Here is a 25,693-nt window from a genome sequence, read left to right on the forward strand (position 1 = left end):
GTTCCCCCCGGTCGTCAGTGGTCGCGGCGAGTGGCCAGTCGGGCCAGCCTCTCCAGCTCGCCGGCCGCGGGAGCGAGCGCTCCGGCCGCGGTCAGTTCGCCCAGCGCCGCGCTCAGCAGGGCGTCGGCCTGGGCCTGGCTGGTCGCCCGGCCGCCGGCGCCCTCGACCAGTCCGGCCGCGGCCGCCAGTTCGGCGTCGGACAGCTCGTCGTCTCGCTGGTACAGCGCGGCCAGTTCGCGAGCGGCCGCCGTACCGGATGAGAGGGCTGCCACCACGGGGAGGGATTTCTTCCGGCGGCGGAGGTCGGAGTACACCGGTTTGCCGGTGACCTCCGGCCGGCCCCAGATGCCGAGCAGATCGTCGACGTGCTGGTAGGCGAGCCCGAGATCCTCGCCGTACAGCCGGAGGTGGTCGATCTGCTCCGGTCGTCCACCGCCGAACAGCGCGCCGAGCGCCGTGCAGCACCCGAGCAACGCGCCCGTCTTGAGCTGCGCCATCCGCACACACTCCGCGGGTACGACGTTGTCCCGCGTCTCGAACTCGGCGTCGGCCAGCTGCCCGTCGACGAGCTCCTGTACGGCGGCACCGAGCATCCGCGACGCCTCACCACGACTCGGATGGCCGCTGCCGACCAGGACGTCGAACGCCAGCCCGAGCAGCGCATCACCGGCCAGGATCGCCGGCCCCAGCCCGAACACGGTCCACGCGGTCGCGCGGTGCCGGCGCGTGGTGTCGCAGTCCATCACGTCGTCGTGCAGCAGGGAGAAGTTGTGCACCAGCTCGACCGCGACCGCCGCCGGTAGCGCGGTTTCCGGCAGACCGCCGACGGCCTGGGTGGTCAGCAGGACGAGGGCCGGTCGCACCGCCTTGCCGCTGTCGGCGTGAGCCGGCTGCCCGTCCTCGTCGGCCCAGCCGAAGTGGTAGTCGGCGATCCGTCTGGTTGCCGGGGGCAACGTACCCACCGCGGCCCGGAGCGCCGGCTCGACCTGCTCCCGGCTCCAGGCCAGGATCTCGGCCCCGGATCTGATCTCTTGAAGTGTCGACATCGCACCGCTCCTCAGCGCCCGAGCTCAACGTTCTCCAGAACGCCCAGCGCGTCCGGGACCAGTACTGCGACCGAGTAGTAGGTGCCGACCAGGTAGGAGATGATCGCCTTCTCGCTGATGCCGAGGAAGCGGACGTTCAGCCCGGGCTCGTACTCGTCCGGCAGGCCGGTCTGGTGCAGACCGATCACGCCTTCGTCGTCCGCTCCGGTGCGCAGTACGAGTACTGACGTCGTGTTGCTGCTCGAGATCGGGATCTTGTCGCACGGCAGCAGCGGGACGTTGCGCCAGGCGTGCACAGTCTTGCCGTCGACCGTCGTCGTCGCCGGGTAGATCTTCCGCCGGGTGCACTCTCGGCCGAAGGCGGCGATCGCGCGCGGGTGGGCGAGCAGCAGTTTGGGTTTGCGGCGCCGGGTCAGCAGCTCGTCGAAGTCGTCCGGCGTCGGCGGTCCGGTGCGGGTGTAGATGCACTGCTGGTAGTCCGCGTTGTGCAGCAGCCCGAACTCGCGGTTGTTGATCAGCTCGTGCTCCTGCCGCTCGCGCAGGGCCTCGATCGTGAGCCGCAACTGCTGCTCGGTCTGATCCATCGGGTCGTTGTAGAGGTCCGCGACCCGGGCCCGGACCCGCAGGATGGTCTGCGCGACGCTGAGCTCGTACTCGCGGGGCGCCGGGTCGTAATCCACATACGTGCCCGGCAGCTCGTCCTCACCCGCATGCCCCGACGCCACGTCGATCGCGGCTTCACCCGCCTTGTTCTGAGAGCGCTTGGGCTGATTGCGAACCTCCTCCAAATGCAGTCGAAGGCGTTCGGAGCGGTCCACCAACTCGGCGAATTCGTTCCGACTCAGGGTGAGGACGATGCAGCTGGTCGAGGCTCTCGCGGTGTATTCCCAGAGATGTTCCGGTGGTTCGACCATCAGTTCGGCGCCGAGGTGGTCGCCGTCGGCCAGCATCCCCAGGTCGGTGGCTGCGCCGTACGAGCCGACACCCGACTTGGTCACGCGGCCGTGGGCGATCAGGATCACCTCGTCCACGCGGCTGCCGAACTCGGCGATCACCTGGCCGGGCTCGACGTCCTCCCGGCGGAAGCGGTCGGCCAGCGCGTTCAGTACGTCGTCGTCGGCGAAGCCGCGCAGGGGTGCCAGCTCCGTGAGCTCGGCCGGGATCACCCGGACGTCGGAGCCGGTGACCGTGAAGCTCAGCCGGCCGTCGCCCATCGCGAACGTGCTCCGGCGGTTGACGCGGTACGACGCCGCCGTGGTCTCGACCCACGGCAGCTGCCGGAGCAGCCAGCGCGGCGTGATGCCCTGCATCTGCGGGACTGACTTGGTCGTGGTGGCGAGCTGCCGGGCCGCCTTGGTGCCCAGACTGAGCTGCGGGGTTTCGGCTGTGGTCATGCGGCACCGGCCTTTCGGAAGATGCGGACGGCAGAGGTGCCCAGTCCGGTGGGTCGGCCGACGAAGGGTGGCCGGGTGGGTTGCCGCGTGGGTTGCCGGTGCGGTAGGTCGGCGGCGCCGTACCGGTGGCAGCCGCGGTGCCAGGCGAGGATCCCGGACATCCAGTTCTGCAGCTCGTCGGCGTACCGCAGGACGGTCCGGCGGACGTCGTCGTCCAGGCCGAAGTCGGTGATCAGTGCCGGTAGGTCGACCGCGACGACGTTCTCGAACTGCTGCATCCGGGCCGTCATCAGGTCGTTGACGACGGCGACGGCCCGGTCCTTGTCGCAGGCCAGGAAGTTCTGTACGACCAGCACGCCGTTGTGCAGGTCGCCGTCGTACTCGATCTCCTTGTGGTACGAGAAGAGGTCGTTCAGCAGGCAGGCGTAGTCGGACGCCGCGTTCTCCATCGCCTGGATCGGGCGGGACCGGTAGATGTCTGGTGGGACGCGTTCGCCGTGACCGATCCGGCACAGGCTCATCGTGAGCTCCGACCCGAACGTCCGCCGCCGCATCTCCACGTAGTCGACCGGATCCGGAATCCGGTTCTGCGCCTGATTGCCCAACTCCCACAACCAGCTGTCCGTCATCGTGTCCACCGCGTGCTTGAACGCCGTCCGCTGCTCGACCGTCATCGGCCCGGTCGTCCGCCGCCACAGGTCGGCCAGCGAAACCTCCAGCGGCCCCTCGGGAACCGCACCGAGGGAGAAGCAGGCGCCACCGCCCCCCTCGCCTCCTGCTGCCGTCGTTGAGTCCAGGGCCATCAGTGCGGAGAGCTTCTGGTTCATCACCTTCGCCCCCGCCAGATCACGCCGACGACCGAAGACAGCCGGATAGTAGTCATCGGCGTACGTCCCCCACGCCAGCCACCCGCTCGCCAGGTCCAGCTGCTCCGCTGACGCATCCGGGAAGATCCCGGCGGCGCACAACGGTAGGTCAAAGGCTTCCAGCATCCGGGCGTCCCAGATGGTCCCGTCGGTGATGCCGTTCCGATCGCCCCACTCGAGGACGGTGAATCTTGACGTGTCGAGGTGGGGGCTCTGTTTTCCTGGGAATGGCATGTAGATGTCGGGCAGAGCCGTAGGCCCGACGTGTTGGTGTGGGGTGAAGCTGTGGGACCGATTGCGGTAGGGGGCCGTGGCGATCAACGAGGACACGATGCGCATCGCGGACGTGCCCAGGCCGGTGGTTGCGGCCTTGCCGCCGTTGTTCATGTAGCGGCTCGAGCGCAGGTGCCACTCGTGGCCGCCGGACTGCCAGTCCTGCAGGCCCTTCACGTAGTTCAGGACCGCGCCCGGATCGGCCGCGTGCTCGGCGACGACCTGTGGTACCTCGGTCAAGGCGGTGTTCTCGAACTGGTGCAGCCGTGACGTGAGGATGTCGTTCACTAGATTCGCGGCTTGTTGCGTCGGGCAACCGAAGAACGTCTCCAGCACCAGCACGGCGTTGTTCACCTCGCCTTCGACCTCGACCTCGCGCTGGTACGAGAACAGGTCGTTACGCAGATGGATCGCGTCCGAGAACGTGTCGCTGAGTACCTGCATCGGCCGCGTCGCCGCGATCTCCGTCGGTACTTCGGAGGTCACGTACTCGACCAGGTTCGCCGACCACGGCGCACCGCCGACCTTGCGGCGCATCTCGACGTACTCGATCGGGTTGGCGATCCGGCCGGTGGTGATGTTCGCCAGTTCCCACAGCGACTCGGCGAGCAGGGCCTCGGTCGTCTGCCGGAACCGTTGCCGCCAGCCCGCGGACATCGACGGGACGGTCCGGTTCCACAGGTCGACCAAGCCGTGCTCCACCGGGTTCCCGGGTATCTCGGTGATGTCGCCCTCGGCCGGCATGAACAACGGCAGCCGGTCCAGGTACGCCTTGGCGGCCGGGATGTCGCGGGTCTTCTTGTACAGCTCGAGGAAGTGGTCGTCGAAGTAGAACACCCACACGTACCAGTCGGTGACGAGATCCAGCTGTGGACCCGTCGCGTCCGGGTGGGTGTACGCGCAGAGCAGGGCGTAGTCGTGGGAGTCGAAGTCGTGCTCGTCCCAGACGGCGTGCCCTTCCTGCGGTACGTCGATCATGTCGAACTCGTAGGCCCATGCCTTGCTGTGCGCCCGGGCACCCTCGAGATGCGGGTTGATCCTCGCGGGGTAGGGCACATAGAAGTCGGGCAGCTCGTAGGGCTGCGCCACGCGTCAGCCCTCGCGGCCGATCTCCACGCCCTCGAGGATCCCCAACGCGTCGGGCACCAGCACCGCGGTCGAGTAGTAGGCGCTGACCAGGTAGTTGATGATCGCCTTCTCGCTGATGTTCATGAACCGCACCGACAGGCCGGGCTCGTACTCGTCCGGCAGCCCGGTCTGGTGCAGGCCGATGACGCCCTGGCTGTCCTCGCCGGTGCGCATCAGCATGATCGAGCTGGTCCGGGTGTCGCTGATCCCGAGCTTGTTGCACGGGAAGATCGGTACGCCGCGCCAGGCCGGCAGCCGGTGCCCGCCGACGTCGACGTGGTCCGGGTAGATGCCGGCCTTGGTGCACTCCCGGCCGAATGCCGCGATCGAGCGCGGGTGCGCGAGGAAGAACGCCGGCTCCTTCCAGACCAGGCTGAGCAGCTCGTCCAGGTCTCCCGGTGTCGGCGGGCCGCTGCGGGTCGGGATCCGCATGCTCAGGTCGGCGTTGTGCAGCAGGCCGAAGTCACGGTTGTTGATCATCTCGTGCTCCTGCCGCTCGCGCAGGGCCTCGATGGTCAGCCGCAACTGCTGCTCGGTCTGGTCCATCGGGTGGTTGTAGAGATCGGCCACCCGGGTGTGCACGCGGAGGACGGTCTGCGCGACGCTCAGCTCGTACTCGCGCGGGGTCGTCTCGTAGTCGACGTACGTCCCGGGCAGGTCCGACTCGCCCTGGTGGCCGGCCGCGAGCTCGATCGCGGCTTCGCCGTACTCGTTCTCGGAGCGTTCCGGGCTGCTGCGGAAGTGCTCGATGTGGGCGCGCAGGCTGTCGGACTGTGACATCAGCTCCTCGAATGATGCCTGCGACAACGTCAGCAGCGTGCACGGGGTGATCGCCTTGACGGTGAAGTCCCAGAAGTCGTCGGACTCCAGGATCGCCCGGTAGGTGAAGTGGTCGCCGTCGACAAGGGTCTCCAGCACCGACTCGTCGCCGTACTTGCCGAGGCCGATCTTGTTCACCTTGCCGTGCGCGATCAGGCAGATCCGGTCGGCCGGCCGGCCGCGCTCGACGATCACGTCACCGGGCTGGAACTCCTGCTGTACAAAGCGATCCGCGAGCGCGGACAGTACGTCGACGTCGTCGAAGCTGCGCAGCATGCCGAGCTCGCAGAGCTCCTGCGGGATCACCCGGACCTGCGCGCCGGTGGTGGTGAACGTGACCCGCCCGTCGCCGACCGCGTAGCTCAGCCGGCGGTTCACCCGGTAGGCGCCACCCTTCGCCTCCACCCAGGGCAGCAGCTTGAGCAGCCACCGCGAGGTGATGCCCTGCATCTGCGGTTCGGACTTGGTGGTCGTGGCGAGGTTGCGGGCGGCGGCCGTACCCAGGCTGAGCTGGGACTGGCCGTTCGAATGGGTGTCTGGATCGGTCAAGGTCATGGCGAAACACACCACCGTTCGATCGAAGTGCGGGCGCGCGTCAGTGGCCCGGCGCGCGTTCGTACGCAGGCAGCAACCAGCCCCGGACACGGCACTGCCCGGCGCAACGAGTGAGAAGTGGACAAATCCCCCGGACGGAGAACAGAACGTGCTCGGCGGCCCCAGTTACGCCGGTGTCTGTCCGTCGGCTTGCATTACAAAGAGTAATCGCCCGCTCACCGCAGGCGTCAAGAGCTATCAGCGAAGAACTTTCACCGCCCGGTCCGTCAGGCGAGGGGGACGAGGGCGGCTGGGGGGAGGGTGGGGCGGGGGGAGCCGCCGGTGGGTTCGATGCTGAGGCCGAAGGAGTTCATGCCGTTGACGGAGCCGTTGACTACCTGGGTGAGGTCGCCGGTGGCGAGGCCGATGGAGAGGGCGGTGTCGTGCGGGCCCATCATCCACAGCTGGTACGTGCGGTTCTTCGGGAGCTTCGGTAGCGCCTTGAGGACGACGACGGCCGAGTTCGCGCGGGCGGACACGACGACCGTGGCCTGGCCGCCGCCGTTGACCGGACCGTGGACGGTGCGGGCGTCGGGCTGCGTCAGTACTGCGGTCACTCGGTCGCGGGCCTCGATCGCGTCGCGCTTCTCCTGGTACTGGTCGACCGCGACGCCGCCGGCGGCCGCTACCGCAAGGGCCGCGGCGGCAAGGCCGAAGACCGAGCGGCGGCTGAAACGACGACGGACGATGCCGGACTGACCCGGGACATCCGGCGGGAGCTGGCGGATGTTCTCGATCGCGGCGAGTACGTCTGCCTTCAGCGCGGGCGGTGGCGGTGCCGCGACCTGCGACGCGAGCTTGACCGCGGCCTCGCGCAGCTCGGCGACCTCGGTGGTGCAGAACGCGCACTCGGCCAGATGGTCCTCGAACCGGACCCGTTCGTCGGCCGGCAGGGCATCCAGGACGTACGGTCCGGTGAGCGTGTGGACGTCAGGATCCGTCATGACGTGCCCCCCTTCGTGGTGCCGAGGCAGTCGCGGAGGCGGATCAGGCCGTCGCGCATTCTCGCCTTGATCGTTGGCAGTTTGGCCCCGAGCTGCTGGGCGACCTCGGGGTAGGTGTAGCCGTTGTAGTACGCCAGCTCGACCGACTCGCGTTGCAGGTCGGTGAGCGAGTCGAGGCACCGGCGTACCTGCTCGACCTCGAGCCGGGTGGTGACGGTGTCGGCGACCTGGTCGAAGTCGACCTCGGCGGACCGGGCACCGACCAGCTCGGTGCGGTCGGCGGCCGATTGCTCGGACCGGACCCGGTCGACGGCGCGGCGGTGCGCGATGGTGAGGATCCAGGAGTTGGCGGAGCCGCGGTCGGCGTCGTACCGCGTCGCGGTGCGCCAGACGTCGAGCATGACCTCCTGCGTGACCTCTTCGGACTGCGCCGGGTTGCGCAGGACCCGGCGGACCAGGCCGTAGACAAGCGGCGAGACCCGGTCGTACAGGGTGCTGAAGGCGGCCGTATCACCGGTCGCCGTCAGCGTCAGCAGGTCGCCGTCCGAGACCGCGCCGGATCGCGGGTGCGATCCGGCGGGCCAGGGCAGTGAAGTGGGCTCGGTCACGGGTCAGCTTGCCGGGGGCATCAGCACGGAGTCGATGAGGTACACCGTAGCGTTCGCGGTCTTGACGCCGCCGCAGATCACGTTCGCGCCGTTGACCTTGAGCGCGTCACCGGAGCCGGTGACGGTCACGTCCTGCTTCTCCACGGTCGGGTGCTTGCCGACGACCGCGGTCGGGTCGAGCTGCCCGGCGACCACGTGGTACGTCAGGATCTTGGTCAGCAGCGCGTCGTTGGTCTTCAGCGTGTTGACGGTCGCGGCCGGGATCTTCGCGAAGGCCGTGTCGACCGGGGCGAAGACGGTGAACTCGCCGCCGTTCAGGGTGGAGACCAGGTTGACCTTCGGGTTCAGCTTGCCGGAGACGGCCGCCACCAGGGTCTTCAGCAGCGGGTTGCCGGAGGCGGCGTTGGCGACCGGGGCGGCAGCCATTCCGTCGATCGAGCCGGCGCCGGTCGGGTTGGCCTTGGCGTAGCCCGCGCAGCCGGGCCCGACCATCCCGCCGGCCGCCGCGTCGGTCGCCGACGGGGTCATCGCGGGGGTGTCGCTCGTCATCGGCGCGCTGGTGCTGGACGAGCTGGATCCGCTCGCGTTCGAGTCGCTGTCGCCACCTCCACAAGCGGTCGCGGTGAAGGCGAGAGCCAGCGCGGAGACGGCGATGCCGGCGCGGGTGAGGTGCTTGGACATGAGAGGTCTCTTTCTCGGAGGAAGGGTGCGAACGCCGGTACTTCGGCGCCGTCGCGAGACCGGATGGGTGGTTCGTCACGAATTGGTGCTGAACGCTCGCGCCCCCCGCCTGTCGTAGGCTCCTCTGCATGCTCCGGACGATCGGTTTCAGCCTGCTGGCGGCGAGCGTGGTCGCCGTACCTCAGCTCACGTCAACCGCAGAGGCCGCGCCTGCTGTTCAGACCACCCGGGTGGTCACGTTCGACGGCCTGAGCGACCTGATGATCCAGCGCATCCTGCTCGGCGACGACGTCGCCGCGTCGAAGTACTTCAGCGGCAAGCCGGTCGACGACCCGGTCCGCGAGCAACAGATCCTGACGTCGGTGCGGGCGTCGGCGGTCCAGTTGGGCATCGACCCGGACTCGACCGCAGCCTTCTTCCAGGCACAGATCGACGCCAGCAAGGTAGTCCAGCGCGGCCTGCTGTCCTACTGGGCCGCACACCCTTCGCAGGCCCCAACCACCGGACCTGACTTGACCGTCATCCGCCAGAAACTGGACACCCTGACCACCCAACTCCTCACCGAACTGGTTCGCGTAGACGCTCTCCGCGCATCAGGCCTTCGCTGCGCCATCTCCCTCGCAGTAGCCGACGCCACAGCCGCAGCCCACCACCACCTGACCCACCTCCACCGCGAGGCGCTCCACGCAGCATCGGCCGGCGTTTGTTAACCCCAGCAGAGGGCGAGCCTCAGCCCGCCGAAGGCCACGGCTTTCGAAAGATGCTGAGGGCAAGCATCACATCAGGTCACCGGGGCTTGGGTTGGATGGGTAGAGGAAGGAGGCTGGGATGACGGCAGGGCGGTCGGTGCCTACGCAGGAGGACGTGCTCAGGTACTTCGAGACGTTGTCCAACTGGCGGCGGCGGTGGGGTGAGGACGACGAGATCGGGACGTTGAATCACGTCACTGACGGGGTGCGGCTGGCGGCGGCGCGAGCCGTGCGGCACGGGCGGAGCGTGTCTTGTGGGTGGGAGATCGCAGTACCCGAGGAGATGGAGCGGGCGACCAACTCCTGCCCGCATGCGGTCGACATGCCGGGTGCTGAGCACATGCCGGAGCTGTTCCAGAACGACCGGCGTTGGGGCTTCTCGAACGAGCGGCTCGGGATCATGTTCCACGGCAACACGATCACCCACCTCGATTCGCCGTGCCATCTGTTCTGGGACGGCAAGATGTACAACGGCCGCCCGCACTCGATGGTCGACGCGAGCACCGGATCGGCGTGGGCGGCGGTCACAGCGGCCGCGAACGGGATCGTCACGCGTGGCGTGCTGCTGGACGTCGCGGCGGTCCGGGACGTGCCGTGGCTCGAAGCGGGAGAGGGCGTGTTCCCCGAGGATCTCGAGGCGGCCGAGCGTCGCCAAGGCGTGCAGGTGCGGTCCGGTGACGCCGTACTCCTGCGGACCGGCTACGGCCGCGCTCGGCACGAGTCCGGTCCGGCCGGGGGCGTGACGCAGGCCGGATGGCACGCGTCCTGCCTGCCGTGGCTGCAGGAACGGGAGGTCGCGCTGATCGGCGCGGACACCCCACAGGACGTTCAGCCGTCGGGGTACGACGACGTGCTGATGCCGGTGCACGCCGTGGGCCTCGTCGCGATGGGTCTGTGGCTGCTCGACAACTGCGACCTGGAGGAGTGCGCGACAACTGCCGCCGAGCTCGGCCAGTGGGACTTCCAGCTCGCGGTCGCGCCGGTCCGCTTCGCCGGTACGTCAGGCAGCCCGGTCAACCCGATCGCCACCTTCTGACCCGTCAGCCCGCCGTCCGGACCTTGCCTGCGTGCGACACGATCAGGTGCAGTACGACGGTCGCGAGCAGGATCGCGCCCGAGACGCCGAGCAGCCCGTTGGCCGACGACCCCGCGGTCAGCGCGACCCCGCCGAGGCCGCTGCCGAGCGCGGAGCCGAGCGAGATCGCGCTCCCGTTCAGCGCCATCACGATCGCCGCCGAGTCCGGCGCGAGCGAGGCGAGCCGCGCCTGCTGCGGTACGGCGGCGCCGCCGTTGCCGATGCCCGCGCAGAAGAACCAGACCAGCCCCCACACCGCCGCCACCGCGAGCGGCGCGAACTCGAGCGCGATCAGGCCGAGGATCGCGTTCAGGAACAGGCCGCCGAGGACGATGCTGAGCACCCGGATCGCGCTGAACCGGTCGGTGAGCCGGCCGGTGACCGCGTTGCCGAGCATGCTCGAGACGCCGTACCCGAACATGATCAGGATGATCGCCCAGTGCGCCTTGAAGTGCGGGCCGAGGATCAGGGTGGCGTAGGTGAAGCAGGCGTAGCTGCTGCAGAGGATGCCCGTGGTGACGAGCAGGCCGGCCAGCAGCCGCGGCTGCCGGAGCGGGCGCAGGCGCTCGACGAGCGTGCCGCCAGGCAGATGCAGCCGGGGGAGCCCGAACAGGATGCCGACCAGCGCGATCGTGCCGACCGCGGCGACCAGGATCATCGGGAACCGCCAGCTGGACTGGCCGATCAGCAGGCCGACCGGTACGCCGAGCGCGGTCGCGGTCATCCAGCCGCCGAGCACGAACGACAACGCCTTGCCGTGGTGCTGCACCGGCGTCAGCGCGATCACGTACCCGGTGACGGCCGCGTTGAGCAGGCTGCCCCCGAGCGCCGCGACCACCCGGCCGCCGAGCGCGATCGGGTAGTTGGTCGCGATGCCGACGATCAGGTTGCCGGCCACGAACACGGCCAGCGCGAGGACGATCGTCGTACGGCGCTCCCAGCGGGACGTCAGCGTGCCGAGGACCGGACCCGCGAGCGCGGCGGTGAACGCGAAGACCGACATGAGCTGCCCGGCCGCGGCCGCACTGACCCGCAGATCCCCGGCGATCTGCGGCAGCAGCCCGGCCAGCACGTAGCCGTCGATCCCCATCGAGAACGTCGCCACCGCCAGCCACACCAGCGGCCGGTACGAGAACTCGCGCCCCACCGCCCCGGCCGCCCGCGTCTCCGTCATCCCTTCATCTCACCGCGCCCACCCGCTTTACGGCAAGACCTTTCTGATCAAACCTGTAAACTTCCCGCACTGTGGACGCAGCTGCGATCACCGAGGCCCATACCTGAGCACCAACAGTCCAGAGCTGAAGCGCTGCACGTCCTCCAAACGGAACCGGGCCGCCGGCGCGGTTGCTGCGAGGAGGTCGTTCGGAGCTGCTCTACCCACGAGCAACGGATGCAGCCACACCTGCAATTCGTCCACGAGGCCGGCCTCGAGCATGACCGCGGTGACCTGCCCGAAGCCGTACTGGAGCAGGTTGCGCGCGGTCTTCACCTCCCGCACCACCTCGACGGCCTTGTCAGGTGGCACCACGATCGTGTTGTGCCAGCTGGGGGAGGTGAGCGTGGTCGAGACGACGTAGTGCGGCACCGCGTTCATCCGGTCGGCGAATCCCTCGTCGTCCGTCGCGTCCGGCCAGTGGGCCGCGAAGATGTCGTAGGTACGGCGTCCCATCAGCAAGGTGTCTGCCCCGAACAGCAGGTCGTGCGAGTACGCCGCCGCGTCGTCGCTGCGGTAGTCGAACGTCCACCGCTCCGGGTGCTGCACCACGCCGTCGAGGGACAGGTACGTCGAGTTGATCAGCCGGCCCATCCCGATCACGCGGCCAACCGACGGCACAGGAGGGTGATCCAGGCCCAGCCGAGCGTCACCGAGAGGTAGAACAGCAGGCTCGTCGGCCCGGCTGAGCCGGACGAGATGCCGACGAAGCCGAACAGGAACACGACTCCGGTGATCCGGCTGAACCACGCCTGGCCGCGCTCGCCGGCGCGCGACTGGTGCCGGGCCACCACGAAGCAGGCGGCGATGAAGGCGATGAAGCCGATCGTGCCGACGGCCAGGTGAGCGTATCCGTGCCAGCTGATCGGCATCGGACCGTCCGGCGTCCCCGGCGGGAACCCCTGGGCGGGGTCGGCCCGGAAGATCCCGGCCAGCACGAGCGTGGCGCCGTACGTCGCCAGCAGGCGCGAGGTCCACGCGCCGGTGTAGGCGCTGCGCACGCCGATGGCGCCGCAGATGAGCAGCACTCCGGCCACGAAGAAGTTGAGCATCTGGATCCAGCCGTACGGGCCGTTCTCCAGCACGCTGAGCGCCTGCTTGCGCGGGTCGGCGCCGTCGCGGAAGGCCAGCTGCAGTACGCCGACCACGGTGTAGAGCACGCCGGCGGACGCGCCGGCGAGGAGCAGCGGCCGCGCTGTTCGAGTGGTGTTGATGGCGGTGGTCATGGCTAGCTCCTGGTGAAGAAGGCGGAAAGGGTTGGGACGAGAGCGCTCGCCTCGACGTTGTGCTGCTGGCCGGTCAGGGTCTGGCGGGACCCCTTGGGCAGCGCGGCCGCGACGGCGTCCGAGGCCTGCGTGAGCCAGGGCGTCGTACCGCCGTCGATGATCAGGACCGGGCAGCCGACGGCGGCGAGCTGCGTGGTCGGCAGTGAGAAGTCACCGGCGAGCTCCGCGTCGTACATGAGGGCCGGGGAGGCCGCGGCCTCGACGAACTCCCAGTACGGGCCCTGCCGCATGCCGACGACGAACTCCGGTGGCATGCCGACGGCTACGGTCATGAACAGCTCGACCATCCCACCGTGGTCCTTGGCCTCGGCGAGCTCGGTCATCCGCCGCTGGTAGTCCCCGGGCACCGGCGGGCGGCTCCCGGGCAGGACGTACGGCGGCTCCCACACGGCGATCCCGGCGCAGCGGAGCCCGGCGGCGACGGCCCGGAAGCCGAGGAACGCGCCGCCCGACGTACAGAACAGCTGGACGTCGCCGTCGACCGTCGCGGTGATCGCACTGAGGTCCTCGAGCTCGCGGTCGACGCTGTACGGCGGGGTGTCGCCGCTGCGGCCGCGGCCCCGGCGGTCGTAGTTGATCACGGTGCACGTCTCGGCCAGCAGCGCGGCGACGTCGGCGTTGGCGTTACGGTCGGTCGGCCCGGCCCCGATCAGGACCACGGCCGGCCCGGAGCCGGCCTGGTCGAAGTCGATGACGGTACCGTCGGCGGAGTGGACGTTCGGCATGGCATTTCTCCTTCGGGAAAAGGTTCTTGGCCGTTCGATCGTCGACTCGGCGGCGGCCCGCGAGGTAGATGCGGATATGGCCAAATCGGGATGACGAATGTCATCGCGAGATCGCTGATGTCCGTATCTGCCCAGGACCTGAGAACGCTGGGACACTGAGCCTGACCCCGGGTGACGGCACCGCCGGCACCCGATTGGTGGCAGTGCCGGGAGAGGCGAGTGTGATGATCCGGGTTTTGATTGCCGAGGACATGCATATGATCCGCGGTGCGCTCGTGGCGTTGCTCTCGACCGAGCCGGATCTCGAGGTCGTGGCGGAGTTGGAGCGCGGGGACCAGATCGTCGATGCGGCCGTCGAGCACCGCCCGGACGTCGCGGTGCTCGACATCGACCTGCCGGGGCTGGACGGCTTGAGCGCGGCGGCGATCCTGCACGAGAAGGTGCCGGAGTGCCGGACGTTGATGCTCACCGGGCTCGGCCAGCCCGGCAACCTCCTGCGCGCGCTGGAGGCCCACGTCCGTGGGTTCATCCTGAAGGACGCTCCCGCCCAGACCCTCGCCGCCGGAATCCGCAAGGTCGCCGAGGGCGGCCGCGTGATCGACCCCGAGCTGATCGCAGCGGCGCTCGAGACCGGCGCCAGCCCGCTCACTCAGCGCGAGGCCGACGTACTGCGGGCAGCGGACCACGGGACACCGACCGCGGACATCGCCGACCAGCTCTCGCTGTCGGCCGCGACCGTCCGGAACTACCTGTCCAACGCGATCAGCAAGGTCGGCGCCCGGAACCGCATCGACGCGATCCGGATCGCCCGCGACGCCGGCTGGCTCTGATGTCGCAGGCGACGCTCCAGCCCGCGCTGCGGGTTACAGTGCGGGGGACGTCGGAGCAGACAATGGCAGCAGGCCGGGTGGTGGAGTCCCGAGGGCTGGTCGTGATCGGCCAACTAGGTGCCCTCGGCATCGTCCTTGCCCTGCCCCTGATCGACCTGCTCAACATCCTCACCTGGCCCGGCGCGGGATCCGTCGTGCCGATGACCGTGTGTACGGCGCTCTGCCTGGCCCTGCTCGCAGCAATCGTCTGGCCCGCCGTCAGCGGTCGCCGGATCCCCGCTGCCGGCCGGCTGCTCGCCGCGATGGCAGTGCTCATGGTCCTCGCCACCCTGTGGGTCGGCCGCTTCTGGCTCTACGAGTACGCCGCCCTCGGCCTCGCGCTGCTCCTCGTCCTCCCACGCCCCTGGTCCTGGACGCTCTTCCTCCTCGTCGGCGCCACTGCCCTGACCCTCGCCTGGGTCCTCGACTTCGAGTCGGACGTCGCCGCCGTCCTGGCCCTGTACGCCTTCAAAGGCTTGGCCCCGCTCCTCCTCATCCGCTACGTCACCACCATCCGCAGCCTGCAGACCACAGCCCAAGCCCTCGCTGTCGACGCCCGGGCCCGTGAGCGCATCCGCGCGGCCGAAGACCTGAGAGCTACCGTCCAAACAGACCTGACCCGCATCCTGGTACTGGCTGAGACCGCGACCACTCATCAACAGTTCAGGGACATCACCAGCACTTCCCGATCGTCCCTGGCTCGAACCCGCCGCCTGATCGCCCAGTACCGGCAAGGGTCATTGAGCAGCGACGTCGACGCAGCAGCCAGGCTGCTTCAGGCTGCAGGCATCCGGGTGAGCATCGAAAACCCAGCCAGTGGCGACGAAAGCCTCCGCGACGAACTGAAGCGGGCCGTGGAAGGAATCCTGAGCACTCCAGGCGTCACCGCCTGCACGATCAGCTTCGCGCGCGGCCGTCTGCACGTAGAGGTCTCGCCATGACCAGGCGCCAGAGCCGGCTGCGGACCGCCCTGACGGCTGCCTGCCTCAGCGTCCCCGCCATCTTCACGATCTCCGGGTACGGTGGGGGCGGCGGCCACCGAGGCAACCCCGTCATCGTTGTCCTGCTGCTCGCCCTGCTCTGGCTCCTCCACGCCCGCCACGCGACCGCCGAGCTCACCGGCCAACGCCCGCGCGGCTGGCCGATCAGCCTGCTGCTGCTGGCGATCGTGGTCTACCTCCCGCAGCTGTGGTGGGGCCAGAACTGGGCCACCGCACAGTGGTTCCTGATGGCTTCGGCCGTTCTCCTCCTGCACCGCCTGCTCGCCGTCGCGATCGTCGCGGCCGCCACGCTCCTGACCGTCGTCGTCAGCGTCACCCACCCAGCACCCGCCATGGAGATCAGCACCACGGGCCAGCGGGTGTACCTCGCCGTCTTCTGGCTCGCCTGGCTCCCGATCGGCGCCCTCGCGCTCTACTGCTCGGCCGCCCTCGAGCGGGTACTGCGCGAACTCGTCACCAGCCGCACCGAGCTCGCCGAGTCCGAGGTCACCCGCGAACGTCTCCGCCTCTCCCGCGACCTCCACGACCTTCTCGGCCAGAGCCTCTCGGCGATCTCGCTCAAAGGCGACCTCGCCCTGACCCTGCTCGACCGCGACCCACAAGCCGCCCGGACCGAGGTCGCCGAGCTGACCGACATCGCCCGCCACACCTTGCACGGCCTCCGCGAGGTGACCCACGGCAGCCACACCGTCGAGCTCGTCGCCGAATGCGACGGAGCAGCCGCGCTCCTCGGCGCAGCGGGCATCGACCTCCACCTGACTCTCCCCGACGGTCAGCTGCCATCGCCCACCCAGGAGCTCTTCGGCTGGGCCGTCCGCGAAGGCATAACCAACATCCTCCGGCACAGCGACGCCCGGACCGCCTCTGTCGTCATCGACCAGGGCCCGGACGGTCACCGCCTGGAGATCGTCAACGACGGTGCGCATCCGGCCGCCTACGAACCCAGCGGCTCCGGTCTCGCCGGACTGCGCGAACGTGCCCGTCTCCTGGCCGGCACGCTCACCATCACCCACCTCGGCGACCGCTTCAGGCTCGCGATCGACATCCCGGACAGCCTCAGCTAGCTCGGCGGCTGGATCCCGTAATCGTGGATCTTGCGGTAGATCGTGGCCCGTGACATGCCGAGTGACTTCGCGGCGCGGCCCTTGTGGCCGTCGTTGGCGAGGAGGCTGCGGATGATCGCGTCGCGTTCGAGGGCCTCCAGTTGGCTCAGGCTGCGTCGGCTGACTGCCTGGGCCCGCGCGGGCAGGTCCGACGGCAGGACGACGCCGGTGCGGCGACGCCGTACGACGACCTGTTTGAGCACCTGGCACAGCTCGGCGGTGTTGCCCGGCCAGTCCGACCGCATCAACTGCTGCATGGTCTCCGGACTGCACGTCAGCTCGCCGTGGCTCAACTGATTGAGGAAGTACGGAACCAGCTCCCGGACGTCCTCGATGTGGTGGCGCAGCGGCGGCACCTCGACGGTCAGCGGGAACAACGTCAGCAGCTCACCAAGGTCGGCAGCCTCGGCGTCCGTCAGCGTGAGCGCGACCCACGGCGGCTCCGCCGGACGCCGTTCGAGTACGTCGTACAGCGACTGGACGGTCGCCTCGACGCCCGCGGGGTCGAGCAGGTCGGCGTGCCGGATCACCAGCGCCTGCACGGAATCGTCGGACAGCTCGGACTCGAGCTCCGCGGCGAACCCGTCACCCAGCCGCGCCGCGTCGACAACGTGGAACAGGCCGGCCGGGTTGTTCTGGTGATGAGCTGCCCGCGCCAGCGCGACCTTGCCGACCCCGCGTTCGCCGGTGAGCACGACCCACTGGCCGGCGCGGCACGCGTTGTCGACCTCGCGGCTGCTGCCGAGCCAGGGCGCGCTCCGGCCGACCAACCCAGGGAGCACCGGCCGTGGTGGCGGCCGGTGCCCGACGGTCAGGTCCAGGCCGGCCGAGTGCGGGCTGATCTGAATGATCCCGGCGCCGATGCGTCCGCCGACCGGCACCGGCCGGCAGGTGATCCGAACCCATGAACCGGTCGGGAGCTCGGTCACAACCGCCTCTGTCCCACCGCGGGCGAGGATCTCCGCCGCGTAACCGAGCACCGCGCGCTGGTCCGCCGCGTCCAGCGCCTGCCGGGCCTTCGCGTTCATCAGCAGCAGGTCCTCGTCGACCGCGATCACCATGTCACCGAGTCGCCGCGAGCTCTGCAGGTACGCCTGCAGCAGCGAGTGCTCACGCGCGGAGCTGTCCTTGAGCAGCGCCGCACGGATGTTCTCCGCGGTCGTCTTCGCGAGAGCCATCAGCAGCGACCCGGCGTCCTTGCGCCAGCAGGTCAGATCGATCGCACCCACGGTCTTGCCGGTCACCGGGTGCCGGATCGGTACGCCGGCGCAGGCGAGGTCCTCGAGGTCCTCCGCATAGTGCTCGTGGCCGAAGACGTGCATCGGTCCGCCGCCCTCGAGCGCCGTACCGATGCCGTTGGTGCCGGCGAACTCCTCGGCGTAGCTGAAGCCCGGGGCCAGCGAGACCTTGTCCAGGTGCCTGCTCAGGCTGGTGTCGGCGGTGAGGCGCTCGAGGACCAGGCCGGTGCGGTCGGTCAGGATCACGCTGATCGGCTGGCCGTCGAGGTTCTGGTGCAGCTGCTGCAGCACCGGACGGGCGCTGCGGGTCAGCGGGATGTCCAGGTCCGGGTCGGCGACGTACGGCAGCGTGATCCGGTCGGCCGGCAGCTTGAACCGGCGCGAGCGGACCCAGGACGCGAGGATCGGCGGCCGGACGTCCTGGGTCCGGACCGGATCGAGGGTGAGAAAGTTCAGCCGGGCAGTCGCGGCTCGGCGGTTGTCCGCAGCCGTTGGGGCGATCTCGTCCACGGGGCCTCCTGACGCCGAGTGGGTACGGCGAAGTCACCCCACCCGGTCCTCTTCGAGCGTAGTGCAGTCAGCCGCAAGCAGCGTCTCAGAATGAGACAACCGCCGGACCGCTCCGGGCTTGTGATGCGAACAGACGACCTGGAGGTTTCATGGACAACGATGTCTCAGCGGCACCGGAGCCGGACGAGTCCTACAACCCGTGGACCGTGGTGAACCTGGTCTTCGACCACCTGGCTGCGAGGGGTCTGCACCCGGTCCTCGGGGCCACCGGTCACCCGGGCGAGCCGGCCGCGGAACTGCTGCGCTGCCTGGGCATTCGCCCCGATCCGCAGGGCGACCAACGAATCTCCGCGCAGAAGGCGGCGAAGCTCGCCGAGCTCCGGGAGGCCTTCTTCGGGGAGCCGTGACCCGGATCTCATATTGAGACCTCTGCTCACTCCCGGTGGCGATGTACTCAGTGCGTCAGCCGGCCACATGAGCGGGAGGAGTGCCATGAGTCGCCAAAGCGTGGCGAAGGCCCACCAGAAGATCCAGGAGTTGTCATGGGAACCGGCGTACCACGAGCCGGTCTCCCAGTACGGGACGGACTACACGTTCCGTAAGGCGCAGAAGAAGGACCCGCTGAAGCAGGTACTGCGGTCCTACTTCCCGATGCAGGAGGAGAAGGACCACCGCGTGTACGGCGCCTCGGACGGCGCGATCCGCGGGAACATGTTCCGCCAGGTGCAGGAGCGCTGGCTGGAGTGGCAGAAGCTGTTCCTGAGCATCATCCCGCTGCCGGAGATCTCGGCCGCGCGGGCGATGCCGCTGCTGTTCCGGACCGTACCGAACCCGGAGCTGCACAACGGGCAGGCGATCCAGATGATCGACGAGGTCAGGCACTCGACGATCCAGCAGAACCTGAAGCGCCTGTACATGAACAACTACATCGACCCGGCGGGCTTCAACTCGAGCCTGCGGAACTTCCAGAGCGACTACTGCGGCACCATCGGCCGCCAGTTCGCCGAGGGGTTCATCACCGGTGACGCGATCACGGCGGCCAGCATCTACCTGACCATCGTGGCCGAGACCGCGTTCACCAACACGCTGTTCGTCGCGATGCCGGCCGAGGCGGCCGCGAACGGTGACTACCTGCTGCCGACGGTGTTCCACTCGGTGCAGTCCGACGAGTCCCGGCACATCAGCAACGGGTACGCCACCCTGCTGATGGCGCTGGCCGACGAGGACAACCACCAGCTGCTCGCCCGCGACCTGCGGTACGCCTGGTGGAACAACCACCGCGTCGTCGACGCCGCGATCGGCACCTTCATCGAGTACGGCACCAAGGACCGCCGCAAGGACCGCGAGAGCTACGCGGAGATGTGGCGGCGCTGGATCTACGACGACTACTACCGCAGCTACCTGGTGCCGCTGGAGAAGTACGGTCTGGAGATCCCGCACGACCTGATCGAGGAGTCCTGGAACCAGATCTGGAACAAGGGCTACGTGCACGAGGTGGCTCAGTTCTTCGCCACCGGCTGGCTTGCCAACTACTGGCGGATCGACCCGATGACGGACAAGGACTTCGAGTGGTTCGAGTACAAGTACCCGGGCTGGTACGACAAGTACGGCGCCTGGTGGGAGAACTACAACCGGCTGGCCACGCCGAACGGGCACAAGCCGATCGTCTTCGAGGACGTCGACTACGAGTACCCGCACCGCTGCTGGACCTGCATGGTGCCGTGCCTGGTCCGGGAGGACATGGTGATGGCCAAGGTCGACGGCCAGTGGCGGACGTACTGCCACGAGATGTGCAAGTGGACCGACGAGACCGCGTTCCGGCCGACGTACCAGGGCCGGAACACGCCGAACATGGGCAAGCTCATCGGCCACCGCGAGTGGGAGACCCTGTACCACGGCTGGAACTGGGCCGACGTGGTCTCCGACATGGGCTTCGTCCGCGACGACGGCAAGACGATGGTCGCCCAGCCGCACCTTGACCTGAACCCGGACAAGATGTGGACGCTCGACCACCTGCGCAAGTGCCCGCCGCTGGCGAGCCCGAACGTGCTGCTGAACGAGATGACCGACGACGAGCGCACCGCGTTCGCCGCCCGGTACGTCAAGGGTGGGCCTGCCGGCCGTCCGGCTCCGGCCGACGCGTGACCAGATGACCGGCAAACACGTCGTACGGTTCGAACCCGTCGGCATCGAGATCGAGGTGGCGGAGGATCAGACGATCCTCCGCGCCGCGGCCGAGCAGGGCGTGATGCTCATGCACGGCTGCAAGGAGGGACAGTGCGCGTCCTGCAAGTCCTTCGTTCTCGACGGTGAGGACATCGAGCTCGACCGGTACTCGACCTTCGCGCTGCCCGAGTACGAGCAGGACGAGGGGTACACGCTGCTGTGCCGCGCCCACGCGTACGAGGACCTGACGATCGAGCTGCTCAACTACGACGAGGAGATGATCCGCTCCGGGCTGCCGATCCAGGAGCGGGTCGCCGAGGTGGTCGCCGTCAACGCGGTCACGCACGACCTGCGGCACCTGGTGCTGAGGCTGACCGAGCCCGGGGAGCTGAAGTTCTTCCCCGGGCAGTACGTCGACATCGCGGTACCGGGCAGCGAGCACACGAGGTCGTTCTCGATGGCGAACACCAACAGCCGCGAGACCGGGCAGCTGGAGTTCGTGATCAAGGTCTACCCCGGCGGGGTGTTCTCCGAGTTCCTGGACCAGCGGCTGTCGGTCGGCGACCGGCTGGACCTGACCGGGCCGTTCGGGGTGTTCACCCTCCGGGACAACCCGGACGCCCGGCTGGTCTTCCTCGGCGGCGGGGCCGGGCTGGCGCCGATCCTGGCGCTGCTCCGGACCATGGCCGAGCGCGGGATCGACCGGCCCGCGACGTTCTACTACGGCGCCCGGACCCAGCGGGACCTGTGCTTCGTCGACGAGCTCCGCGAGCTGGAGCGGACGTTGCCCCGGTTCCGGTTCGTGCCGGCGCTCTCGGAGGACCGATGGGACGGCGAGACGGGGCTGATCACCGACGTGGTCGCCCGGCTGGAGCCGGACCTGAAGGGTGCCGATGCCTACGTGTGCGGGCCGCCGCCGATGGTCGAGGCGGCGATCCCGCTGCTCGAACGGCTCGGGATCGCGACCAAGCACATCTACTACGACAAGTTCACCACGACCGGCGATGCCGGTGACTCAGAGGTGCTGGAGGCAGGAAGCCGATGACCACCACACAGGACTCACCAAAGACCGAACGCAGCGTCCCCAAGCCGGTCTTCACCGACGCCGAGGCCGGCGCCCGCGAGTTCCCGGACTCGAACTCCCGGCGGTACAACTACTACACGCCGCAGAAGCGCAAGCAGAGCCACTACGAGGACGTCACGGTCGACGTCCAGCCGGACCCGCGGCACTACCTGAGCCAGGGCTGGCTGTACGGCTTCGCCGACGGCCGCGGCGGCTACCCGCTGGACTGGACCGTCCTGAAGGCCTGGGGCTCGGACCAGCCCAGCCCGAAGCGCGGCCCGGGCACCGGCGGCCTGTTCGTGAAGGAGTGGCCGGCCACCGGGTGGCACGAGTTCCGCGACCCGAACGAGGAGTGGGAGCTCACCCTCTACCGGTACAACTCGAACGTCGTCCGCCAGGTCACCCAGAACGTCGAGGCGGCCAAGGCGTCCAAGGCCTTCGAGCAGTGGAACCCGAACTGGGTCCGGTTCGTCGAGCAGCACGTCGGTGCCTGGATGCACGTCGACCACGGCCTCGGCCTGTACCTGTACGCGAACGCGAACCGGCGCGCGCCCACGAACATGCACAACAACGCGATCTCGGTGAACAGCATGCACCGGATTCGCGCCGCCCAGGACCTGGCGCTGTACAACCTCACGCTGTCGGAGGAGATCGACGGGTTCGACGGCAGCGCGCACCTGGAGACGTGGAACAACGACCCGGCCTGGCAGGGCGTCCGCGAGGTCGCCGAGGGTCTGACCGGGATCGACGACTGGTGCGAGGCGATCTTCGCGGCGAACCTCGTCTTCGAGCCGCTGGTCGGAGAACTGTTCCGCAGCCAGCTGGTGCAGCAGGCGTCGCCACGCAACGGTGACTTCGTCACGCCGACCGTCGTCGGCGCCGCGGAGTACGACTTCGCCGAGCGCGACCTGCGCTACACCACCGCGATGTTCGAGCTGCTCACCAACGACAGGGAGTTCGCCGACCACAACAAGGCGATCCTGGCCGACTGGATGTCGACCTGGACGGCGAGGTCGCTGGCGGCGGCGCGCACGCTGCAGCCGCTGTGGTCGCAGCCGGACGCCAAACCACCGCGGTTCGAGGACGGGCTCGACCGTGTGAAGAGCCGGTTCAGCGGCATCGTCACCTCGCTGGGCCTCGAGGAACCGAAGGAGCTGGCACAGTGAGCACGACGTTCACCACCGCAGAGAGCCCGTTCAAGTCCGACAGCACCGCGTCCAACAAGTGCGGCGTCACGCTGATGAACAACCAGGTCGGCGCGGTCGTCGCGGAGGTGATGAGGGCGTACGACAACGTCACCGTGACGCCGTTGCCGTCGATGATCCGGGTCGACGCGATCGGCCGGATGGACTTCGTCTACGACGACATCTCCGAGGCGCTCGGCGAGGAGCCCGGGTACTTCGACCAGGCCGAGTTCGAGGAGAACATGTCCACCCACTACGGGCGGATGGTGCACCTCGACGACCGGACGATCATGTTCGCCAACCCCGAGGACGCCGCCGACTACATCGGCTTCGACCTGACCGCGTCCAGCTGAGACAGGAGGTTCTCCCGTGTACGAGAAGAACGGTGAGAAGTACTTCGTGGTCGACAGCCACATGCACTTCTGGAACGCCGGCCCGGACAACTGGGTGCCGGGCGCCGAGCAGTACGCCAAGGGGTGGATCGAGTGCTTCCACGCGTACCAGAGCCTCGGCCCGAAGGAGACCCACTGGTCCATCGAGAAGTTCATGTCCTACACCGAGGACGACCTGATGAAGGACGTCTTCGAGGACGGCTACGTGGACGTCGCAGTGTTCCAGCCGACGTACCTGAAGGAGTGGTACAAGGAGGGATTCAACACCACCGAGAAGAACGCCGGGCTGGGTGAGAAGCACCCGGGGATGTTCGTCCACAACACCCGGTTCGACCCGCGCGACGGCGACGCCGGCCTGGAGGAGCTGGCCGCCAACGTGGACCGGTACGGCTCCAAGGGGGTCAAGCTCTACACGGCCGAGTGGAACGCCGGTTCGCGTGGCTACAAGCTCACAGACCCGGCCGCGTACACCTACCTGGCCAAGGCGCAGGAGCTGGGGATCAAGAACATCCACGTCCACAAGGGCCCCACGATCTGGCCGCTGGACAAGGACGCGTTCGACGTCGCCGACGTGGACCACGCCGCGACCGACTTCCCCGAGCTCAACTTCATCGTCGAGCACGTCGGGCTGCCGCGGATCGAGGACTTCTGCTTCATGGCCACCCAGGAGCCGAACGTGTACGCAGGTCTGTCCGTCGTCATCGGCGGCCTGATGCACGCCCGCCCGCAGTTCTTCAACAAGGTGATGGGCGAGCTGTTGTTCTGGGTCGGCGAGGACAAGATGACGTTCGGCAGCGACTACGGCATCTGGGAACCGAAGTGGCAGATCGAGGGCTTCGTGGACTGGGAGTTCCCGGACCAGCCGGAGTTCGCCGACTACCCGCGGCTCGGGGTCGAGGGCAAGAAGAAGATCCTTGGGCTGAACGCCGCCAAGCTCTACGACCTGAAGGTGCCGGTCGAGCTGCAACTGAAGGAGGCCACGCCGGCCGCGCAGGACGACTCGAAGCTGGTCGCGTCCTGATGACGGCAGTCCTTACCGAGCGGGACCGGGTCCTGGATGCGCTGGGCGCGGTCCGGGACCCGGAGCTGGACGAGCCGATCACGACGCTGGGATTCGTGTCCACCTGCGTCGTGTCGGCCGCCGGCGACGTGGTCGTCCGGCTGCGGCTGCCGACGTACTTCTGTGCGCCCAACTTCGCCTTCCTGATGGTCGCCGACGCGTACGACGTCGTGGCCGCGTTGCCCGCGGTTCGCGCGGTCGACGTCGCGCTCGAGGACCACTTCGCCGCCACCCAGATCAATGCCGGGGTGGCGGCGCGGGCGGGGTTCCGGGCGTCGTTCGGGGACGAGGCGGCGGCGGAGCTGGACGAGCTCCGCAGGACATTCGTGTCCAAGGCGGTGCTGGCCGGGACCGACCAGGTGTGCCGGCAGTTCGTTGCTGCCGGCACCGATCCGGCCGCGATCGCCGGGCTGACGATCGGCGACGTACCGCCGTCGGCCGCGCTGGAGCGGCTGCTGCGGCGCAGAGCGGAGCTGGGGCTGCCGACCGGCCCCGACGCTCCGCTGCTGATCGACGTCGGCACCGGCGCGGCGGTCGAGGCCGCGGCCGCGGCCCGGCACCTCGGGCTGGCCCGGCTGACCCGGACCGGGATCGAGGCCAACACCGGTATCTGCCGAGGAATGCTGAAGCACCGGTACAGCGACGCCGGTGCGGGTGAGGAGGAGCCCTGATGAAGGCCGTTCGACTGCACGGGTACCACCAGCAACCAGTGGTCGAGGACGTCCCGGAGCCCGCGATCAAGGGCCCGCTGGACGTGATCGTCAAGATCGGCGGCGCGGGCGTGTGCCGCACCGACCTGCACATCATCGAGGGCCAGTGGGACGCCGCGATGCACCCCACGCTGCCCTACACGATCGGCCACGAGAACGCCGGCTGGGTGCACGAGATCGGCTCCGCCGTGACCAACGTGCAGGTGGGCGACACGGTCATCCTGCACCCGACGCCGACCTGCGGGCTCTGTCAGGCCTGCCGCGCCGGTAACGACATGCACTGCGAGAACAGCACCTTCCCCGGACTGGACAGCGACGGCGGGATGGCGGAGTACCTCCTCACCTCCGCCCGTGCGTGCGTCAAGCTCGATCCGAGCACCCGCCCGCAGGACGTGGCGGCGCTCGCTGACGCCGGCATCACGGCGTACCACGCGGTCCGGAAGGCGCTGCCACTGCTGCCTCCCGGCACGACCGCCGTGGTGATCGGCGCCGGCGGGCTCGGGCACATCGGGGTGCAGTGCCTGGCCGCGTTGACCGCGGCCCGGATCATCGTCGTCGACCGGAACCCGGACGCGCTCAAGCTCGCCGAGCAGCTCGGGGCCGACCAAACGGTCGTTGCTGATGGCAAGCAGGTGGAGACGGTGCTGGAGCTGACCGGCGGCGCCGGCGCGCACGTGGTGCTGGACTTCGTCGCCGAGCAGGGCGCGGAGCAGGACGGCTTCGCGATGACCCGGCCGGCCGGTTCGTACTTCGTGATCGGGTACGGCGGCCTGGTGCAGATCCCGACCCTGGACATCATCTCGACCGAGCGGAACATCGTCGGCAACATCGTCGGCACGTTCAACGAGCTGTCGGAGCTGATGGCGCTGGCGCAGGCCGGCAAGGTCACGCTGCACACCCGCACGTACCCCCTCGACGCGGCCGCGGACGCGGTCGCCGATCTCGACGCCGGCCGGGTCCGCGGCCGCGCCATCCTCGTGCCGTAACACGACCATG

25 protein-coding genes are annotated in these 25,693 nt (G+C 68.8%); 13 read left to right on the forward strand and 12 right to left on the reverse strand.

Translation table 11 applies throughout. The annotated features are described in order from the left end of the window. Window positions 1–14: 14 nt before the first annotated feature. The 7 genes from AB0E69_RS25840 to AB0E69_RS25870 form a co-directional block, all read right to left on the reverse strand. Complete coding sequence (locus tag AB0E69_RS25840; protein WP_360151043.1) at window positions 15–1,046, reverse strand: family 2 encapsulin nanocompartment cargo protein polyprenyl transferase; 1,032 nt, start codon at window positions 1,044–1,046, stop codon at window positions 15–17. An 11-nt stretch (window positions 1,047–1,057) separates the two neighbouring features. After that, window positions 1,058–2,440 carry a family 2B encapsulin nanocompartment shell protein gene (locus AB0E69_RS25845; protein ID WP_360151046.1) on the reverse strand — a complete coding sequence of 461 codons (1,383 nt, stop codon included), beginning with the start codon at window positions 2,438–2,440 and terminating at the stop codon, window positions 1,058–1,060. Further along, on the reverse strand, window positions 2,437–4,668 hold the full coding sequence (locus AB0E69_RS25850) for a germacradienol/geosmin synthase (RefSeq protein WP_360151049.1): 2,232 nt from the start codon (window positions 4,666–4,668) through the stop codon (window positions 2,437–2,439). The genes AB0E69_RS25845 and AB0E69_RS25850 overlap by 4 nt, the downstream gene beginning before the upstream one ends. A gap of 3 nt (window positions 4,669–4,671) precedes the next feature. Continuing rightward, entirely contained in the window at window positions 4,672–6,081 is a 1,410-nt protein-coding gene (locus tag AB0E69_RS25855; protein WP_360151052.1) for a family 2B encapsulin nanocompartment shell protein, read from the reverse strand. 266 nt (window positions 6,082–6,347) lie between these two features. Further along, a complete protein-coding gene (locus AB0E69_RS25860) occupies window positions 6,348–7,064 on the reverse strand; it encodes an anti-sigma factor (RefSeq protein WP_360151055.1) in 717 nt (238 codons plus the stop codon). Continuing rightward, window positions 7,061–7,672, reverse strand: a complete 612-nt coding sequence (gene sigK / locus AB0E69_RS25865; protein WP_360151058.1) for an ECF RNA polymerase sigma factor SigK — start codon at window positions 7,670–7,672, stop codon at window positions 7,061–7,063. Before sigK ends, AB0E69_RS25860 begins: the two co-directional genes overlap by 4 nt. A 3-nt stretch (window positions 7,673–7,675) precedes the next feature. Beyond that, the gene (locus AB0E69_RS25870) at window positions 7,676–8,353 is read right to left on the reverse strand and encodes a fasciclin domain-containing protein (RefSeq protein WP_360151061.1); all 678 of its coding nucleotides are present in this window, start codon (window positions 8,351–8,353) and stop codon (window positions 7,676–7,678) included. 128 nt (window positions 8,354–8,481) lie between these two features. Between AB0E69_RS25870 and aroQ the strand changes: the two genes are divergently transcribed. Both aroQ and AB0E69_RS25880 read left to right on the forward strand, forming a co-directional pair. Next, entirely contained in the window at window positions 8,482–9,063 is a 582-nt protein-coding gene (aroQ, locus tag AB0E69_RS25875) for a gamma subclass chorismate mutase AroQ (RefSeq protein WP_360151063.1), read from the forward strand. 118 nt (window positions 9,064–9,181) lie between these two features. After that, complete coding sequence (locus tag AB0E69_RS25880) at window positions 9,182–10,138, forward strand: cyclase family protein (protein ID WP_360151066.1); 957 nt, start codon at window positions 9,182–9,184, stop codon at window positions 10,136–10,138. 4 nt (window positions 10,139–10,142) lie between these two features. Here the strand turns inward: AB0E69_RS25880 and AB0E69_RS25885 are convergent, their stop codons facing one another. The 4 genes from AB0E69_RS25885 to AB0E69_RS25900 all read right to left on the reverse strand — a co-directional run bounded on the left by AB0E69_RS25885 (window position 10,143) and on the right by AB0E69_RS25900 (window position 13,401). Continuing rightward, window positions 10,143–11,351, reverse strand: coding sequence for an MFS transporter (locus tag AB0E69_RS25885; protein ID WP_360151069.1), 1,209 nt, complete (start codon window positions 11,349–11,351; stop codon window positions 10,143–10,145). A gap of 87 nt (window positions 11,352–11,438) precedes the next feature. Continuing rightward, window positions 11,439–11,984, reverse strand: a complete 546-nt coding sequence (locus tag AB0E69_RS25890) for a dihydrofolate reductase family protein (RefSeq protein ID WP_360151654.1) — start codon at window positions 11,982–11,984, stop codon at window positions 11,439–11,441. 5 nt (window positions 11,985–11,989) lie between these two features. Further along, on the reverse strand, window positions 11,990–12,616 hold the full coding sequence (locus tag AB0E69_RS25895) for a DUF998 domain-containing protein (protein WP_360151072.1): 627 nt from the start codon (window positions 12,614–12,616) through the stop codon (window positions 11,990–11,992). Between the two features lie 2 nt (window positions 12,617–12,618). Next, the gene (locus AB0E69_RS25900; protein WP_360151075.1) at window positions 12,619–13,401 is read right to left on the reverse strand and encodes an alpha/beta hydrolase; all 783 of its coding nucleotides are present in this window, start codon (window positions 13,399–13,401) and stop codon (window positions 12,619–12,621) included. Between the two features lie 224 nt (window positions 13,402–13,625). On the opposite strand from AB0E69_RS25900, the gene AB0E69_RS25905 reads away from it, so the two are divergent. The 3 genes from AB0E69_RS25905 to AB0E69_RS25915 all read left to right on the forward strand — a co-directional run bounded on the left by AB0E69_RS25905 (window position 13,626) and on the right by AB0E69_RS25915 (window position 16,335). After that, window positions 13,626–14,231, forward strand: a complete 606-nt coding sequence (locus tag AB0E69_RS25905; RefSeq protein ID WP_360151078.1) for a response regulator transcription factor — start codon at window positions 13,626–13,628, stop codon at window positions 14,229–14,231. Window positions 14,232–14,293: 62 nt separating this feature from the next. After that, entirely contained in the window at window positions 14,294–15,211 is a 918-nt protein-coding gene (locus tag AB0E69_RS25910) for a hypothetical protein (RefSeq protein WP_360151081.1), read from the forward strand. Beyond that, window positions 15,208–16,335 carry a histidine kinase gene (locus AB0E69_RS25915; protein WP_360151084.1) on the forward strand — a complete coding sequence of 376 codons (1,128 nt, stop codon included), beginning with the start codon at window positions 15,208–15,210 and terminating at the stop codon, window positions 16,333–16,335. Before AB0E69_RS25910 ends, AB0E69_RS25915 begins: the two co-directional genes overlap by 4 nt. Here AB0E69_RS25915 and AB0E69_RS25920 read toward each other — a convergent pair. Next, entirely contained in the window at window positions 16,332–18,122 is a 1,791-nt protein-coding gene (locus AB0E69_RS25920; protein ID WP_360151087.1) for a GAF domain-containing protein, read from the reverse strand. The genes AB0E69_RS25915 and AB0E69_RS25920 overlap by 4 nt on opposite strands. A 149-nt stretch (window positions 18,123–18,271) precedes the next feature. Here AB0E69_RS25920 and AB0E69_RS25925 point away from each other — a divergent pair, with 149 nt between their 5' ends. The 8 genes from AB0E69_RS25925 (at window position 18,272) to AB0E69_RS25960 (ending at window position 25,683) form a co-directional block, all read left to right on the forward strand. Then, window positions 18,272–18,529, forward strand: a complete 258-nt coding sequence (locus tag AB0E69_RS25925; protein WP_360151090.1) for a hypothetical protein — start codon at window positions 18,272–18,274, stop codon at window positions 18,527–18,529. Window positions 18,530–18,614: 85 nt separating this feature from the next. Then, window positions 18,615–20,267 carry a hypothetical protein gene (locus AB0E69_RS25930; RefSeq protein WP_360151093.1) on the forward strand — a complete coding sequence of 551 codons (1,653 nt, stop codon included), beginning with the start codon at window positions 18,615–18,617 and terminating at the stop codon, window positions 20,265–20,267. Between the two features lie 4 nt (window positions 20,268–20,271). Continuing rightward, window positions 20,272–21,333 carry a 2Fe-2S iron-sulfur cluster binding domain-containing protein gene (locus tag AB0E69_RS25935; protein WP_360151096.1) on the forward strand — a complete coding sequence of 354 codons (1,062 nt, stop codon included), beginning with the start codon at window positions 20,272–20,274 and terminating at the stop codon, window positions 21,331–21,333. Further along, window positions 21,330–22,517: a hypothetical protein gene (locus tag AB0E69_RS25940; RefSeq protein WP_360151099.1), complete on the forward strand. Its 1,188-nt coding sequence runs from the start codon at window positions 21,330–21,332 to the stop codon at window positions 22,515–22,517. Before AB0E69_RS25935 ends, AB0E69_RS25940 begins: the two co-directional genes overlap by 4 nt. Then, entirely contained in the window at window positions 22,514–22,888 is a 375-nt protein-coding gene (gene mimD, locus AB0E69_RS25945) for a propane 2-monooxygenase effector subunit MimD (protein ID WP_360151102.1), read from the forward strand. Before AB0E69_RS25940 ends, mimD begins: the two co-directional genes overlap by 4 nt. 16 nt (window positions 22,889–22,904) lie before the next feature. Further along, window positions 22,905–23,948, forward strand: coding sequence for an amidohydrolase family protein (locus AB0E69_RS25950; protein WP_360151105.1), 1,044 nt, complete (start codon window positions 22,905–22,907; stop codon window positions 23,946–23,948). Next, on the forward strand, window positions 23,948–24,658 hold the full coding sequence (locus tag AB0E69_RS25955) for an iron-sulfur cluster assembly protein (RefSeq protein ID WP_360151108.1): 711 nt from the start codon (window positions 23,948–23,950) through the stop codon (window positions 24,656–24,658). Before AB0E69_RS25950 ends, AB0E69_RS25955 begins: the two co-directional genes overlap by 1 nt. After that, a complete protein-coding gene (locus tag AB0E69_RS25960) occupies window positions 24,658–25,683 on the forward strand; it encodes an NAD(P)-dependent alcohol dehydrogenase (protein WP_360151111.1) in 1,026 nt (341 codons plus the stop codon). The genes AB0E69_RS25955 and AB0E69_RS25960 overlap by 1 nt, the downstream gene beginning before the upstream one ends. Window positions 25,684–25,693 lie beyond the last annotated feature (10 nt).

The sequence above is a fragment of the Kribbella sp. NPDC026611 genome (genome assembly GCF_040638345.1).
Lineage (GTDB): Bacteria > Actinomycetota > Actinomycetes > Propionibacteriales > Kribbellaceae > Kribbella.

What these genes read in the sequence shown, in the direction of transcription:
- AB0E69_RS25840 (WP_360151043.1), bottom strand. Translation starts at nt 1,046, where the DNA reads ATGTCGACACTTCAAGAGATCAGATCCGGGGCCGAGATCCTGGCCTGG.
- AB0E69_RS25845 (WP_360151046.1), bottom strand. Translation starts at nt 2,440, where the DNA reads ATGACCACAGCCGAAACCCCGCAGCTCAGTCTGGGCACCAAGGCGGCC.
- AB0E69_RS25855 (WP_360151052.1), bottom strand. Translation starts at nt 6,081, where the DNA reads ATGACCTTGACCGATCCAGACACCCATTCGAACGGCCAGTCCCAGCTC.
- AB0E69_RS25860 (WP_360151055.1), bottom strand. Translation starts at nt 7,064, where the DNA reads ATGACGGATCCTGACGTCCACACGCTCACCGGACCGTACGTCCTGGAT.
- AB0E69_RS25870 (WP_360151061.1), bottom strand. Translation starts at nt 8,353, where the DNA reads ATGTCCAAGCACCTCACCCGCGCCGGCATCGCCGTCTCCGCGCTGGCT.
- aroQ (WP_360151063.1), top strand. Translation starts at nt 8,482, where the DNA reads ATGCTCCGGACGATCGGTTTCAGCCTGCTGGCGGCGAGCGTGGTCGCC.
- AB0E69_RS25880 (WP_360151066.1), top strand. Translation starts at nt 9,182, where the DNA reads ATGACGGCAGGGCGGTCGGTGCCTACGCAGGAGGACGTGCTCAGGTAC.
- AB0E69_RS25885 (WP_360151069.1), bottom strand. Translation starts at nt 11,351, where the DNA reads ATGACGGAGACGCGGGCGGCCGGGGCGGTGGGGCGCGAGTTCTCGTAC.
- AB0E69_RS25890 (WP_360151654.1), bottom strand. Translation starts at nt 11,984, where the DNA reads ATGGGCCGGCTGATCAACTCGACGTACCTGTCCCTCGACGGCGTGGTG.
- AB0E69_RS25895 (WP_360151072.1), bottom strand. Translation starts at nt 12,616, where the DNA reads ATGACCACCGCCATCAACACCACTCGAACAGCGCGGCCGCTGCTCCTC.
- AB0E69_RS25900 (WP_360151075.1), bottom strand. Translation starts at nt 13,401, where the DNA reads ATGCCGAACGTCCACTCCGCCGACGGTACCGTCATCGACTTCGACCAG.
- AB0E69_RS25905 (WP_360151078.1), top strand. Translation starts at nt 13,626, where the DNA reads ATGATCCGGGTTTTGATTGCCGAGGACATGCATATGATCCGCGGTGCG.
- AB0E69_RS25910 (WP_360151081.1), top strand. Translation starts at nt 14,294, where the DNA reads ATGGCAGCAGGCCGGGTGGTGGAGTCCCGAGGGCTGGTCGTGATCGGC.
- AB0E69_RS25915 (WP_360151084.1), top strand. Translation starts at nt 15,208, where the DNA reads ATGACCAGGCGCCAGAGCCGGCTGCGGACCGCCCTGACGGCTGCCTGC.
- AB0E69_RS25925 (WP_360151090.1), top strand. Translation starts at nt 18,272, where the DNA reads ATGGACAACGATGTCTCAGCGGCACCGGAGCCGGACGAGTCCTACAAC.
- AB0E69_RS25930 (WP_360151093.1), top strand. Translation starts at nt 18,615, where the DNA reads ATGAGTCGCCAAAGCGTGGCGAAGGCCCACCAGAAGATCCAGGAGTTG.
- AB0E69_RS25935 (WP_360151096.1), top strand. Translation starts at nt 20,272, where the DNA reads ATGACCGGCAAACACGTCGTACGGTTCGAACCCGTCGGCATCGAGATC.
- AB0E69_RS25940 (WP_360151099.1), top strand. Translation starts at nt 21,330, where the DNA reads ATGACCACCACACAGGACTCACCAAAGACCGAACGCAGCGTCCCCAAG.
- AB0E69_RS25955 (WP_360151108.1), top strand. Translation starts at nt 23,948, where the DNA reads ATGACGGCAGTCCTTACCGAGCGGGACCGGGTCCTGGATGCGCTGGGC.
- AB0E69_RS25960 (WP_360151111.1), top strand. Translation starts at nt 24,658, where the DNA reads ATGAAGGCCGTTCGACTGCACGGGTACCACCAGCAACCAGTGGTCGAG.